Origin of the sequence: Shewanella sp. N2AIL (assembly GCF_022690845.1) — a bacterium.
Lineage (GTDB): Bacteria > Pseudomonadota > Gammaproteobacteria > Enterobacterales > Shewanellaceae > Shewanella > Shewanella baltica.
This window is the reverse complement of the sequence record NZ_JALBYT010000011.1, coordinates 31,518-45,677: the sequence shown is the minus strand read 5'-3', so window position 1 is coordinate 45,677 and position 14,160 is coordinate 31,518. Positions and strand designations below refer to the sequence as shown.

Below are 14,160 nucleotides of genomic sequence, written 5' to 3'. Positions count from 1 at the left end.
TACAATCGAGCCTATTTGTGATTAAAAAAACAGACACGTCGGTCTGCTCTTTTGCTGTCTGAGATATGGGGCTGGCTGTGTCGAGATCCAAGGGCATTTACAAAAAAAACTTCAATTTTTTGATGTCGGTTTTTTCAAGTCGGCACAATCCTGCTAGAATCTCGCCTCCGCTCGCTAACAAGGCACTATTTTTCCATGAAAGACAGACACGGGCTGCTCACCGCGCCAATTGGTCGTGTACTGCTCAACATGAGCCTCCCCAACTTAATTGGCATTATGACCATTCTAGGTTTCAGCCTCGCTGACACTTTTTTTATCAGCCAATTGGGCACCGAAGCCTTAGCCGCCATTAGTTTTACCTTTCCAGTGACCTTAGTGATCTCGAGTATCGCCATTGGTATTGGCGCTGGTGTCTCGACTAATTTAGGCCGACTTATCGGTTCGGGTAATGCCCACAAGGCCAAAGTGTTCTTGCATGATGCCTTATTACTCACCTTTGGTTTGATTGCCAGTTTAGCCGCACTGGGTAGCATTTTTATCGAGCCGCTGTTTCGCTTACTTGGGGCAAACGATGACAGCTTGCCGCTGATCCACGACTATATGATTTACTGGTATGTCAGCGCGCCACTGCTGGTATTGTTGATGGTGGGCAATCAAGGCTTACGTTCCACCGGCGATACTCGCTCGCCAGCGATGATTATGGCGCTGGCGGCAGTCATTAACCTTATCCTCGATCCATTACTTATCTTCGGTATTGGGCCGTTTCCGCGCTTAGAAATCCAAGGCGCCGCGATAGCAACCCTGTTCGCTTGGTTGATTGCCTTATCTTTGTCGGGCTATTTGTTGATTGTTAGGCGCAAGATGCTCGAATGGGCGGCCTTTGACATCGACAGAATGCGCGCCAACTGGACTAAATTAGCCCATATCGCCCAGCCGGCAGCGCTGATGAATTTAATCAATCCATTAGCCAATGCCGTTATCATGGCGATGTTGGCGCATATCGACCATAGCGCAGTGGCAGCCTTTGGGGCTGGGACTCGCTTAGAGTCAGTGCTGTTAATAGTCGTGATGGCACTGTCGTCCAGCCTAATGCCCTTTATCGCGCAAAACTTAGGGGCAGGACAGCCACAAAGAGCGAAAGAAGCCCTGCTATTATCGATAAAATTTATTTTTGTTTTCCAAACCTTACTCTATATCCCGCTGATCTTTTTAGCTGAGCCTATCGCGCACTTATTCAGTACCGATCCGCTAGTGATCGAGTGGTTGAGTTTTTATATCTTAGTGCTGCCCTGCGCCTACGGACCTTTAGGCATAGTGATTATTGTCGCGACCTCGCTCAATGCTTACCACAGACCTATGAGTTCACTGGTGATCAACCTGTGCCGCTTAGTGCTACTTATGCTGCCGTTGGCGGCCTTGGGATCGTACATAGGTGACGTGAAAGGCCTGCTGCTGGCGCTGCCTGTGACCAATATTTTGATGGGGATTGCCTGTTACTGGCTGGCGCAGCGGATCTGTGAACCGACAAAGGTCACAACCGCTAACGCCATGAGCTAAAGGGAAACGAGTTCGATTTTTTGCCTAGAATGTGGCAAAACATCATCTGAAAACGCTTCTGAAGAGGCTTTGCAGGAGCGACGTGTACCTTGCTCACTCATATTAGTCGGCACGCCATTTGGCACTAACTCTTGCATTATGTAGTCGATAAAGCGTCGGCTGGCTAAACTCACATAACGTCTTGATGGATAAGCTAAGAAGCACTCGCCTTGGTGGGGCTGGATTTCAGGTAACAGCGTCACCAACTCACCGCTTTGGACATATTCCTCTACCACTTCAACGGGCGCATACACGATACCTCGCCCTTGCAACGCAAACTCAACTGCCACTTCAACACTGTTGGAGCAGAAATTGCCTCTGACTCTCACCTCTTGCTCTGATCCTATCCATAACTCATTGAAAATTTTTCCGTTGGATAATCGGAACAAGGAAACATTATGCGATTCAATTTGTTGTGGTGTTTTAGGCGTGCCGTGCGCCGCTAAATATTGAGGACTGGCGTAAAAACGTAAGTCAGTGGTAAAAATCGGCCGCACCACTAAATCTAAGGTATCCAACGCGGGCTCGACCACAAAAGCCACATCGAGATTATGTTTCACCATATCGACGGATTCTGAGCTACTGATGACTTCTAAGGTGAGTTTTGGGTGCATATCCATAAAGCGGAAAATGGCTTGCATCAAGATTTTCATGCTATGGATGGGGAACATTTGAATGCGCAGATGGCCACTGATCTCAGCATCATCATTGGTCATTTCAAATAGAGTTTCATCGAGCTGGGCCAGAATGTTTTGCGAGCGCTGGTAGAAATGGCTGCCCGCAGAGGTGAGCGTCATGGAGCGGCTCTGGCGGTGGAACAATTTAATATTCAGCTCATCTTCCAAGGCTTGCAAACGTCGACTCACGGTCGATTTGGGTAAGTTAAGTAAATCAGCCGCTTCAATCAAACTACCGGTTTCAGCAATTCGGTGGAATAACGCTAAGTCCTCTGTCTTCATTTTGGCCTTAAATTCAATCTCATTATGTGGGACTGATAATCCCAAAGTATCCCGTTTATTGCAACTACTTTAGCTGTTATCTTCGCGCTCAGAAATGCTGACAACTTGTTAACTAGGAAATCGCTACCATGAAATCATCTCGACTCTTGCCACTGGCTATGCTGCTTCCAGCCCTGCTCAGTGGTTGTTCGCCAGCGGAAAGTTCAGTGCAAGTGGACACTGTCCGTCCGGTTAAACTGTTTGAAGTGCTCAACGTAGAAGCTGGAGATTTTAGAACCTTTCCTGCCCGCGTTGCCGCCAATAGCCGCGCCGAATTGTCGTTCCGTATTTCTGGGCAACTCACCGAACTGACATTAGTCGAAGGCCAAAGAGTCGCTCAAGGTAGTCTGCTCGCCCAGCTTGACGATAGGGATGCCAAAAATAACTTAATGACCCGTGAGGCAGAGCACGAACTGTTAGCCGCCGACTTTAAACGTAAGGCCGAACTACTCAATCGTAAGCTGATTTCACAGTCTGAGTTTGATAGCACTCAAGCGCAGCTCAAATCGGCCAAGGCCGCCCTTGCGGCTGCGCGCGATCAACTGAGTTACACCCGCTTAACCGCGCCCTTTAGCGGCACGATTGCTAAACGTTTAGTGGATAACCACCAAATAGTGCAGGCTAATCAAGGGGTGTTAACACTGCAAAACAACAACTTGCTCGATGTGAGCATTCAAGTGCCCGAGGCGATGGCAGCGGGGCTGAAGCAATATACCGATCAAGCTCACTTTGCAGCTAAAGTGCGTTTTAGCGCCTTTCCCGAGCAGAGTTTCGACGCCAAATTTAAAGAATACTCCACCCAAGTCACCCCAGGTACTCAAGCCTATGAAGTGGTGTTTTCATTGCCTCAACCTCAAGATATTCAATTACTTCCGGGGATGAGCGCCGAGTTAACCTTAGCCTTAGTTAAAGATCCAAGCGCCCTTGCATCCAGCATAGTGCCCGTGACTGCCATCGATAAACGCGATCAAGATGGCCAAGTGCAAGTATGGGTTTATCAAACCCAATCGGGTGAAGTCAAACCCACTATGGTGACGCTAGGACGCGTAAGTAACCAAGGTGTTGAGATTTTAACGGGTATCAACAAGGGCGATCTTATCGTCAGCGCTGGGGTGTCTCAATTATCCGCAGGCATGAAAGTCAAACCACTACGCTGGCAGCGTGGAGTGTAATTGATGAACATTGCAGAGTATTCGATACGCCACAAAGTCATCAGTTGGATGTTTGTGTTGCTGCTACTCGTGGGTGGCGGCGTGAGTTTTACCGGTTTGGGGCAATTAGAATTCCCCGAATTTACCATTAAAGAAGCTTTAGTGATCACGGCTTACCACGGCGCATCACCTGAACAAGTTGAAGAAGAAGTCACACTGCCGCTCGAAGATGCCCTGCAGCAGCTCGATGCCATTAAGCATGTGACCTCGATTAACAGTGCGGGCCTGTCACAAATCCAAATCGAGATTAAAGAAAGCTACGACAAAACCAGCCTGCCACAGGTGTGGGATGAAGTGCGTCGCAAGGTCAACGACACAGCGGGGAGCTTGCCTCCGGGCACCACAGCGCCGCAGGTGATGGACGACTTTGGCGATGTGTATGGCATTTTATTTAATCTCTCAGGCCCTGATTACAGTAACCGCGAATTAAGCAATTACGCCGACTATCTGCGCCGTGAACTCGTGCTAGTACCCGGGGTGAAAAAAGTTTCAGTTGCTGGCAGCGTCACCGAGCAAGTCGTGATTGAAATCTCCCAGCAAAAGCTGTCGGCACTGGGATTAGATCAAAGCTATATCTATGGTTTAGTGAACAATCAAAACGTGGTCTCTAACGCGGGCAGCTTAGTGATTGGCGATAACCGTATCCGCATTCATCCCACGGGCGAATTTAGCAATGTGCAGGATCTGGCGCGCTTGATTGTCAGCCCACCGGGTAGCACTGAGCTAATTTACCTTGGCGACATTGCCAATATCGAAAAGGATTACGACGAAACCCCGAATGTGCTTTACCACAATAAGGGCGAAGCGGCGTTATCACTGGGGATTTCTTTCTCTAGTGGCGTGAACGTGGTCGAAGTCGGACAAAAGGTCAGTAACCGTTTAGCCGAGCTTGAATCCCAACGCCCAATCGGGATGAATTTAGCGACGGTTTACAACCAGAGTCAGGCGGTCGATGAGACAGTCAACGGCTTCTTAATCAATCTATTAGAATCGATTGCAATCGTGATCGCCGTGCTCCTGCTGTTTATGGGGCTGCGCTCGGGTCTGTTGATGGGTCTGATCTTACTGCTGACAATTCTGGGTACCTTTATCGTGATGAAAGTGCTGGGGATTGAGCTGCAACTCATCTCCCTCGGCGCACTCATTATCGCCCTTGGTATGTTGGTCGATAACGCCATTGTCGTTACTGAAGGCATTTTAATTGGTATCCGTCGCGGTAAGACCCGTTTAGAAGCGGCCAAACAGATAGTGTCCCAAACCCAGTGGCCGCTATTGAGCGCGACTGTGATTGCCATTATTGCCTTTGCCCCCATTGGCTTATCGCAAAATGCCGCCGGTGAGTTCTGCCGTTCTTTATTCCAAGTGTTGATGATTTCACTGTTTATCAGCTGGATCACCGCCATCACACTCACGCCGTTTTTCTGTCATCTGTTATTTAAAGATGCGCCGAGCGATGAAGAAGCCCAAGACCCCTACAAGGGCTGGTTCTTTAGCTTATATCGCGCAAGTTTAACCCTAGCGCTGCGCTTTAGATTGGTGAGTATTCTGCTGGTTATAGCCATGCTGTTCAGCGCTGTAGTGGGCTTTGGTCATATCAAGAATGTGTTCTTCCCTGCTTCTAACACGCCGATTTTCTTTGTGGATATCTGGATGCCAGAAGGGACAGATATTAAAGCGACCGAACGCTTTACCGCTGATATTGAGCGCCAGTTACTGCAACAGAACGAGCAAAAAGATATTGGGCTAAAACACTTAACCAGCGTTATCGGGCAAGGCTCGCAGCGCTTCGTCCTACCTTATCAGCCAGAAAAAGGCTATCCCGCCTTTGCCCAGTTGATCGTCGAAATGCAAGATCTAGCCGCCGTTAAAGCCTATATGCCAGAGTTAGAAACCTTGTTAAATCAACGTTTCCCACAGGCGCAATATCGCTTGAAAAACATGGAGAACGGCCCTTCGCCCGCCGCTAAAATTGAGGCACGCTTCTACGGTGATAATCCTGAAGTGCTGCGCGCTTTAGGCGCCCAAGCCGAGGCCATTTTCCACGCCGAACCGAGCATGGATGGCATACGTCACAACTGGCGTAATCAAGTGCCCTTGATCCGTCCACAACTGGAAAATGCCCAAGCACGGGAAACTGGGATCAGTAAGCAAGATCTCGACAATGCCCTATTGGTTAACTTTAGCGGTAAGCAAATTGGTTTATACCGAGAAACCAGCCACTTGTTGCCCATCGTCGCCAGAGCGCCCGCCGAAGAACGTTTGCAGGCCGACAGCCTATGGAAGTTGCAAATTTGGAGTAGCGAACACAACACCTTTGTGCCAGCCACCCAAGTGGTGAGTAGCTTTAACACTGAGTGGGAAAACCCGCTGGTGATGCGCCGAGATCGTATGCGTATGCTCGCTGTAATGGCCGATCCTAAGCTTGGCAGTGATGAAACCGCCGACTCTGTACTGCGTAAAGTAAAAGACAAGGTCGAAGCGATCGGCCTACCCGCAGGTTATCACTTGGAATGGGGCGGTGAATTTGAAACCGCAGGCGAAGCGCAAACCGCGGTATTCAGCTCGATTCCCATGGGTTATCTGGCGATGTTTTTAATCACTGTATTCCTATTCAACTCAGTGCGTCAGCCCTTAGTGATCTGGTTTACTGTGCCATTAGCCTTGATTGGGGTTTCCGCAGGACTCCTGTTATTCGACGCCCCCTTCAGCTTTATGGCGCTACTCGGCCTGCTGAGTTTGTCGGGTATGGTGATTAAAAACGGTATCGTCTTGGTCGATCAAATCAACCTCGAACTCAGTGAAGGCAAACCCGCTTATTTCGCCTTGGTCGACTCCTGTGTCAGCCGCGTGCGCCCCGTCATGATGGCGGCGATTACCACTATGCTCGGGATGATCCCACTGATCTCTGACGCCTTTTTCGGTTCAATGGCGATTACGATTATTTTCGGTCTCGGTTTTGCGTCACTGTTAACACTCATAGTACTGCCAGTTATGTACAGCCTAGTATTCAATATTAAAGCGACAGCGATAGGAGGTGAGTCACCTAACAAATAACACTCAACTTATAGCTCCGCAATTGTTCCAAAAACGCTTCCCGGCGCGGCCGGTCAGTCACTCGTGGCTGGCTGGTCATTTCTAATACATGTCCCACCCCTAGCTATTGCGATCTGTTGCGCTTATCTGACTTGCCATTTACACTTGATGGCGAGCGACAAGCTCAAGGAAGTGATTATTAAATAAGGAAGTTATATGAAGCTCATCAAGCTAGCTGTGCTGCTCGGCCTCGTTTTTATGGCGTATCAAAAATGGTATGCAGTCAAACCCCTCGAATCCCATTTATTAACTTCTGTCCCCGTGAAAGTGCACATGTTACCTAATCCCAAGGCGCTACATAAAAACTCGGGACAAGTCAGCGTCGAAACCATCACCACTCAAAAACAAGCTCAAGAACCACTGGTATTGAGCGTTATCGCCTACAGCTCCCAGTTTGAAACCATAGACGAAGAAGACATTACCGAGCTGTCCTTCGATGACACCAACACGCTAGCGAAAAAGTTTAAAGAGATGCAGGGAACAGATGAGCTGAAATTGACGCGCGGATATATCGAACACGGCGGGCAGCGGGGTTATGAGATCAGTATGGATATGGGTAAAGATCTTGGCACTTTAGTGCAGCATGCCTATGCCTACAATAATCACCTGCTGATTTTAACCGCCAGCTATGATGACAACGGCCAAAACCGTCGCACCGCAGAAGCCTTTCTCAACTCAGTGGAATTTTTATAACGAGTGGAAAAAAAGCACCAGCGGCGTAACTCAGAGGATTCTGAAGGCCGCTGGTATTGAAGCGAGGTTTGGGTAGAAGCTCAAACGAATAAACGCGTAAATCAAATTAGCTAGACCATAACAGACTAAGGCTTAGGATCTCTATCCTGCGCGTTATCTTGTTCTTTATTCTGATCTTTATCAGGCAGCTGATGACTCGCGGGCTTGATATCACTTGGATCGACTTTATGTTCGAAGTCGCCCTCAAACACATTACCGTCTTTCTTCACGCTATCATCAAACGGCGCTTGGCCAAATGGGTCCTGCGGCTTAGGCCCAAAGGGACTTTGGCCCGCTTGAAAGCCGCCGTGCATTCCGCCCTGTAACCCCGCCACAACCCGCAACTGCATGCGCTTAAACAGCAAGGCCGCAATGGGACGACGGGTGAATGGCGTCAGCAATAACAGGCCAATGGCATCGGTTACAAAACCGGGGATCACCAGTAAAATACCCGCCATGGCTAACATCATGCCTTCGACGATTTCTTGCCCCGGCGCTTCACCGCGAGCGAGTTTTTGCTGTACTTGCATTAAGGTGCTTAAACCTTGGCTGCGAACCAAAGAGACCCCGAGCACGGCGGTAAACAGCACTAAACCTATGGTAGTCCAAGTGCCAAGCACTTCACCCACACGGATCAGCACCGACAGCTCTATTACTGGGATCAGCACAAAGAGTAAAAATATAATGAAAAACATACCGACCTCAGGTTTATCTGACTATCTGTGTAAACTAAATGGGGACTATCCGGTCTTAATTCAAGTCAGGCTAAGCATTGCTACAGACTAAGGGGCTAATAACCTCTGATTGAGCAACGGATTTAACAACTGATATTTAGCTCACCCTTTTGTTAACGCGCTAATGTATGAGACCATTAAAACACGTAAAGTAGCCTAACTCAGTTGGCTTAAGCGAACTTTAAGATTCTTAAGAGACGATACCTAATACCATGCAGCATCAGTATTTAATGGTTAGCACTACCTGCCCCGATGAAGTACAAGCCAATACCTTGGCTCGGGCTTTAGTTGAGTCGCGTATTGCCGCTTGTGTTCATATCTCCGCCCCGATACGTTCAATTTATGCTTGGGAAGGGAAAATCTGCGAAGAACAAGAATTTAGCTTACAGATTAAATGTTTACAAAATCGATATTCAGAGTTAGAACAACTTGTGCTTAGACTTCACCCTTATCAAGTACCCGAAATTATTGCCGTGCCTGTGACTCACGGGCTACCAGCCTACTTAGATTGGATAAAAGACAACACTCAGCCATGAAAAAACTACTCAGCCTTATTTTCACGTCTTTATTGCTCCTCACGCCCTTAGCGCACAGTGAAGGGGTTTTCGGTAACAAATTCGACTTCATGAAGAGTGAACCGGAATTGATGCCTGTCGATCAAGCATTTGCCTTCGATTTCAAGCAAGAAGGTAATCAGGTCAAACTCAATTGGGTGATTGCCGACGGTTACTACATGTACCGCGACAAGCTTAAATTCAGTGTCAATGGCGCCGAACTAGGCACAGTGGCGCTGCCCAAGGGCAAGCCCCATGAAGATGAGTATTTTGGCGAGCAAGAAGTCTATTACACCTATGTGGATATTCCCGTTGCGCTGAAACAGGCCGATGAAAATGCCACGCTTACCGTCACTTTTATGGGCTGCGCCGAAGGCAAGTTGTGTTATCCACCGACCAAACGTGACGTGGTTCTAAAAGCAATTGCCGCCAACGATGGCTTAATCGCAGGTGCCGAAGCGAGCGAATCGACCGCCGCAGCAAAACCAGCAAGCACTGAGTCAGCCAGCATTGAACCGAGCACGGCCGATAAAGCCAATACCCAACCTATTACTCAGCAAGATACCCTGAGCCAAATGCTGTCAAACGACAGCCTGATTTGGACCTTAGTGATCTTCTTTGGTCTAGGTGTCGGTCTGGCATTAACGCCCTGCGTGTTCCCTATGTACCCGATTTTGTCTGGCATTATTGTTGGCCAAGGGCAAAAACTCTCAACCGCGAAAGCCTTTACCTTGTCTATGGCCTACGTCCAAGGCATGGCAATCACATACTCTATCTTAGGGTTAGTGGTCGCATCGGCAGGACTGAAATATCAAGCGGCATTGCAACATCCCGCCGTGTTAGTGGTTCTGGCGATTCTGTTCTTTGTGCTCAGCTTATCTATGTTTGGCCTGTACGATTTAAAACTGCCATCGAGCTGGCAGGAGAAGATGAACTCAGTATCGAACAACCAAAAAGGCGGCAACTTAGTTGGCGTATTCTTGATGGGCGTGATTTCAGGTCTGGTCGCATCACCTTGCACTACCGCGCCACTATCGGGTGCGCTCGTTTATGTGGCGCAAACCGGCGACTTACTCCAAGGCTTCCTAGCCCTGTATGTGCTGAGTATGGGTATGGGTTTACCTCTGCTGATTATCGGCACCTCAGGCGGTAAATTATTACCCAGAGCGGGCGCTTGGATGGACATCATCAAGACCGTCTTCGGCTTCCTGTTGATCGCTGTGTCTATCGTAATGCTCGGTCGTATTTGGACGGGCGTGGTATCCGATGTGCTTTGGTCACTATGGGGCGTGAGCTTCACCGGCTACTTGATGCATCAGAACAAACTCAGTCCCTTCAACTGGAAACAAACTGTCCGTTCAGTGCTATTAACTCTTACGCTACTGGCGAGTTTCTCCTACGGATTCCAAGCTGTGATGGGCCACTTTGGTTTTAATCACAATCCCGTAGGCACTGCGGCGACGACCGAAGAAGCCCATGGCTTTAAACGGATTAAATCCATTGAAGATCTTGAGCAAGAAATCGCTGCCGCTGCCGCCCAAGGTAAGCCTGTGATGCTGGATCTCTACGCCGATTGGTGTGTTGCCTGTAAAGAGTTTGAAGCCATCACCTTTAAGGATGCCGACGTGTTAGCCCGCATGAATAAAATCGTGCTGCTGCAAGCGGATGTGACTAAGAGTGACAAGGTTGATGTGGCCTTACTCGAAAAATACAATGTGCTCGGTTTACCTACGTTGTTAATGTTTAACGAACAAGGTGAGCAAAGGGAAGATTTACGTGTGACTGGTTTTATGGGCCCTAAAGATTTTGCCGCCCATTTAGATCATCTGGTGAAATAGTCACGGTTTAGACTTAGACCACTAAAGCAATTTCACTCTCGCAGGTTTTAACCAGCAAGTGTATTTGCCGCAACACCAATAGAAAGCGGACTTTTTTCATTAAAAGTCCGCTTTTTTGTTCCAGTGTCATAGATTTCTTATACAATCACTCATAATTTTGGACTTTTTAGATTGGAGCATCATGGAACCCGGTATCCTCATTATCACACTCATCTGCGGCATGCTCGTCAGCCGTATAGGACTACCACCGCTCATCGGCTACTTAGTGGCGGGCTTTGTACTATTCGTCCTCGGGATAGATAAAGAAAGCCTGCCATTGCTGCAAGAACTCGCCAGCCTAGGCGTGACTTTGCTGCTGTTTGCTATTGGTTTGAAACTCGATATTCGTAGCCTGTTCAAGGCCGAAGTGTGGGCGGGTTCGAGTGTGCACTTAGTTCTCTCAATCGTGGTTTTTGTGCCGATTCTGAAACTCTTCGGCTTACTGGGTTTAAGCCAACTCACGAGCCTTAACTTTGAGCAACTGACGTTAATCGCCTTCGCGTTAAGCTTCTCCAGTACCGTATTTGCGGTCAAAGTGTTAGAAGATAAGGGCGATGTCCAATCCCTCTACGGCCGGGTCGCCATTGGTATCTTGATTATGCAGGATATCTTCGCCGTACTGTTTTTAACAATTTCTAAGGGCGATGTACCTTCGGTATGGGCCTTCGCACTACTCTTACTGCCACTGGCTAAGCCGCTTATTTATAAAGCCTTCGACCGTGTCGGCCACGGTGAACTGTTAGTCCTTTTCGGCCTAGTGATGGCACTTGTGGTTGGTGCTTGGTTATTTGAATCTGTTGGCCTGAAACCCGATCTCGGCGCACTGATCATAGGTATCTTGTTGGCAGGCCACAAAAAGTCCTCAGAGCTGGCAAAATCCCTGTTCTATTTTAAAGAACTCTTCCTCGTGGCCTTCTTCTTAACGATTGGTCTCAACGGCTTACCTACGGTATCGGATATCGTGCTCGCGGCGCTGTTAGTGCTGTTAGTGCCACTTAAAATCCTGCTATTTGTTTATATTCTTACCCGCTTTAAGCTGCGTTCACGTACCTCTATGTTGGGCTCGTTCAACCTAGGTAACTTCAGTGAATTCGGTTTGATTGTCGCCGCCGTCGCCACCTATAAAGGTTGGTTGCCTCCCGAGTGGCTAGTGATCATCGCCGTGGCATTAAGCTTTAGCTTTTTACTCGCCGCGCCGCTTAACGCTACCGTAGGTAACATCTATCAACGATTCCAGCAGCGTTTAATCAAGCTTGAAAAACGCCCATTGCATCCAGAAGACAGACCGATAGCCATTGGCAATCCACGCTTCTTAATCTTAGGTATGGGCCGCATTGGTAGCGGCGCCTACGACGAACTCAGGGAACAATTTGACGGCGAAATTCTCGGCATTGAGCACAAGCAAGACTTAGTCGATTTACATAAAGCCAAGGGCCGCAACGTAGTGCAAGGTGACGCCGCGGATACCGACTTTTGGGAGAAACTCGACAGAGCGCCTAATCTTGAATTAGTGCTGCTGGCCATGCCGCACCACGCGGGAAATATGTTTGCGGTTGAGCAACTTAAAAAACTGAATTACCAAGGCAAGATCAGTGCGATTGTGCAGTACAGTGACGATGCCGCGGCACTTCGAGAGTCGGGCGTACACAGTGTTTACAACCTGTACGAAGCTGCGGGTGCCGGTTTTGTGGATCATGTGATTTACGAGCTGTTGCAAGACTCAGAAAAAAACGCCGCGCAAGCGGAAGAAACAGCGCAAGTGGCTGATCCTAAAATTAATGCAGAGTCCAATAGTTAAGTGCCTGCTAATGCTGCATTGAATTAAAATCACGCCATAACAAGCCGCACAAACGAGCAGTAACCTCCTCTGCAAGTTTGTGCGGCCTCCAACTAACTACTGACTAATCTTTACAAATCAATCGACTAGATAACGCACTGAATACGTTATTTTGACTTCCTATCACAGTATCGATTTTCTCATTACCGCCCATCGCCATTTCAGCAAAAAATCTCAGTTACATCACCGACTCAGTCGTGATATAAATCGATGACGGTAACGAAATTAGCTCAGCTTTTTTGGAATTTTTTACAGCATGTCAAACCCTGCGCAGCGCGCCACAAAGTTATTTGTCCAAACCTTTGGCACTAAAGCCGACGATTTATATCAAGCCCCTGGGCGCGTCAATCTGATCGGTGAGTACACGGATTACAACGACGGTTTTGTACTCCCCGCGGCCATTAATTTTCATACAGTGATTGCAGTAAAACGCCGTGACGACACTAAGTTTCGTGCCGTTGCCGATGCCTTCCCCGGACAAATTAAAGAGTGGACCTTCGGTCAAGAAAACGACATGGACCCGCAAGATGGCTGGGTGAATTACCTCAAAGGTTTTACTGCGGCTATGGCGCAAACGGGTTTATTAGCCAAGGGCTTAGACTTAGCCATTGTGGGCGATGTGCCACTTGCAGCAGGGTTATCCTCATCGGGCGCCTTGGTTGTCGCCTTCGGCACTGCCATCAGTGATACCAGCCAACTGCATTTATCGCCAATGGCGGTAGCGCAACTCGCACAGCGCGGCGAGCACAGGTATGTTGAATCGGCCTGTGGCATCATGGATCAAATGTGCAGCGCTATGGGTGAGCAAGACCACGCACTATTGATTGACTGCTTAGATCTGGACAGTGAAGCCATTCCTATCCCAGAAAACCTAAGCCTTATCATCATAGATGCCCATATTGAGAAACAACGTTTAGCCGCCACCAATCAACAACGTCGCAATGAATGCGCCCAAGCGGCAGAATACTTTGGCTTAGATGCGCTGCGTCACCTCGATTTACGTCGATTAGAAAGCGCAAAAGCCGATTTAGATGAAGTGTTATATCGCAGAGCGAAACACGTAGTCACAGAAAACCAAAGAACCCTAAGTGCTGCACGCGCGTTAGAGCAAAATAACATTGAAAAATTCAGCCGCTTAATGGCGGAATCCCATGTTTCACTGCGGGATGATTTTGAAGTGACACTGTCCGAATTTGATACTTTAGTTGAGATTGTCAGCCAAGTGATTGGCGAGCGTGGCGGTATCCGCATGACCGACGGCTGCGTGGTGGCTTTAGTCGATCATGAACTGACCGACGCTGTCGTTGCCGCTGTTGAACATGAATTTTTCGATAAAACCGCCATCGATGCCACTGTCTATTTATGTTCCGCCAGCGCTGGCGCGGGCCGCATAGACAATTAGCCAGAACGCGCTTAAAACAAAGAAAACCAATACAGTGACAACGCCGTCGATACCATACGAATTCATCACTGAACTTTATGCTGTTGATGGCAAATAATAGGGTTAACATACTCATTTAACACAATA

General features: G+C 48.4%; 10 protein-coding genes. 8 read left to right on the top strand and 2 right to left on the bottom strand.

What is annotated here, in order from left to right:
* Nucleotides 1-195 precede the first annotated feature (195 nt).
* Nucleotides 196-1,557, top strand: a complete 1,362-nt coding sequence (locus tag MO387_RS08580; RefSeq protein WP_106649376.1) for an MATE family efflux transporter — start codon at nucleotides 196-198, stop codon at nucleotides 1,555-1,557.
* On the opposite strand, the gene MO387_RS08575 is transcribed toward MO387_RS08580, so the two are convergent.
* A complete protein-coding gene (locus tag MO387_RS08575; protein WP_107946510.1) occupies nucleotides 1,554-2,555 on the bottom strand; it encodes a LysR family transcriptional regulator in 1,002 nt (333 codons plus the stop codon). The two genes, MO387_RS08580 and MO387_RS08575, sit on opposite strands and share 4 nt — an antisense overlap.
* A gap of 128 nt (nucleotides 2,556-2,683) precedes the next feature.
* Here MO387_RS08575 and MO387_RS08570 point away from each other — a divergent pair, with 128 nt between their 5' ends.
* From MO387_RS08570 to MO387_RS08560, 3 genes are all read left to right on the top strand, one after another.
* Nucleotides 2,684-3,766, top strand: coding sequence for an efflux RND transporter periplasmic adaptor subunit (locus MO387_RS08570; RefSeq protein ID WP_107946509.1), 1,083 nt, complete (start codon nucleotides 2,684-2,686; stop codon nucleotides 3,764-3,766).
* Nucleotides 3,767-3,769: 3 nt separating this feature from the next.
* Nucleotides 3,770-6,859: an efflux RND transporter permease subunit gene (locus tag MO387_RS08565; RefSeq protein WP_107946508.1), complete on the top strand. Its 3,090-nt coding sequence runs from the start codon at nucleotides 3,770-3,772 to the stop codon at nucleotides 6,857-6,859.
* A gap of 195 nt (nucleotides 6,860-7,054) precedes the next feature.
* Nucleotides 7,055-7,591, top strand: coding sequence for a hypothetical protein (locus tag MO387_RS08560; RefSeq protein ID WP_006086118.1), 537 nt, complete (start codon nucleotides 7,055-7,057; stop codon nucleotides 7,589-7,591).
* A 125-nt stretch (nucleotides 7,592-7,716) separates the two neighbouring features.
* Here the strand turns inward: MO387_RS08560 and MO387_RS08555 are convergent, their stop codons facing one another.
* Nucleotides 7,717-8,325 carry an FxsA family protein gene (locus tag MO387_RS08555; RefSeq protein ID WP_006086119.1) on the bottom strand — a complete coding sequence of 203 codons (609 nt, stop codon included), beginning with the start codon at nucleotides 8,323-8,325 and terminating at the stop codon, nucleotides 7,717-7,719.
* Nucleotides 8,326-8,576: 251 nt separating this feature from the next.
* On the opposite strand from MO387_RS08555, the gene cutA reads away from it, so the two are divergent.
* The 4 genes from cutA (at nucleotide 8,577) to galK (ending at nucleotide 14,034) form a co-directional block, all read left to right on the top strand.
* Nucleotides 8,577-8,900: a divalent-cation tolerance protein CutA gene (gene cutA, locus MO387_RS08550; RefSeq protein WP_011847865.1), complete on the top strand. Its 324-nt coding sequence runs from the start codon at nucleotides 8,577-8,579 to the stop codon at nucleotides 8,898-8,900.
* The gene (locus MO387_RS08545) at nucleotides 8,897-10,756 is read left to right on the top strand and encodes a protein-disulfide reductase DsbD (protein WP_242326215.1); all 1,860 of its coding nucleotides are present in this window, start codon (nucleotides 8,897-8,899) and stop codon (nucleotides 10,754-10,756) included. The genes cutA and MO387_RS08545 overlap by 4 nt, the downstream gene beginning before the upstream one ends.
* Before the next feature lie 181 nt (nucleotides 10,757-10,937).
* Nucleotides 10,938-12,593, top strand: coding sequence for a cation:proton antiporter family protein (locus MO387_RS08540; RefSeq protein ID WP_242326213.1), 1,656 nt, complete (start codon nucleotides 10,938-10,940; stop codon nucleotides 12,591-12,593).
* A 295-nt stretch (nucleotides 12,594-12,888) separates the two neighbouring features.
* Nucleotides 12,889-14,034: a galactokinase gene (gene galK, locus MO387_RS08535; RefSeq protein WP_107946504.1), complete on the top strand. Its 1,146-nt coding sequence runs from the start codon at nucleotides 12,889-12,891 to the stop codon at nucleotides 14,032-14,034.
* The last annotated feature ends 126 nt before the right edge of the window (nucleotides 14,035-14,160 follow it).

Bases quoted from the DNA above. Each gene is read 5' to 3' on its own strand.
- MO387_RS08580 (WP_106649376.1), top strand. From the start codon at position 196: ATGAAAGACAGACACGGGCTGCTCACCGCGCCAATTGGTCGTGTACTG.
- MO387_RS08575 (WP_107946510.1), bottom strand. From the start codon at position 2,555: ATGAAGACAGAGGACTTAGCGTTATTCCACCGAATTGCTGAAACCGGT.
- MO387_RS08570 (WP_107946509.1), top strand. From the start codon at position 2,684: ATGAAATCATCTCGACTCTTGCCACTGGCTATGCTGCTTCCAGCCCTG.
- MO387_RS08565 (WP_107946508.1), top strand. From the start codon at position 3,770: ATGAACATTGCAGAGTATTCGATACGCCACAAAGTCATCAGTTGGATG.
- MO387_RS08560 (WP_006086118.1), top strand. From the start codon at position 7,055: ATGAAGCTCATCAAGCTAGCTGTGCTGCTCGGCCTCGTTTTTATGGCG.
- MO387_RS08555 (WP_006086119.1), bottom strand. From the start codon at position 8,325: ATGTTTTTCATTATATTTTTACTCTTTGTGCTGATCCCAGTAATAGAG.
- cutA (WP_011847865.1), top strand. From the start codon at position 8,577: ATGCAGCATCAGTATTTAATGGTTAGCACTACCTGCCCCGATGAAGTA.
- MO387_RS08545 (WP_242326215.1), top strand. From the start codon at position 8,897: ATGAAAAAACTACTCAGCCTTATTTTCACGTCTTTATTGCTCCTCACG.
- MO387_RS08540 (WP_242326213.1), top strand. From the start codon at position 10,938: ATGGAACCCGGTATCCTCATTATCACACTCATCTGCGGCATGCTCGTC.
- galK (WP_107946504.1), top strand. From the start codon at position 12,889: ATGTCAAACCCTGCGCAGCGCGCCACAAAGTTATTTGTCCAAACCTTT.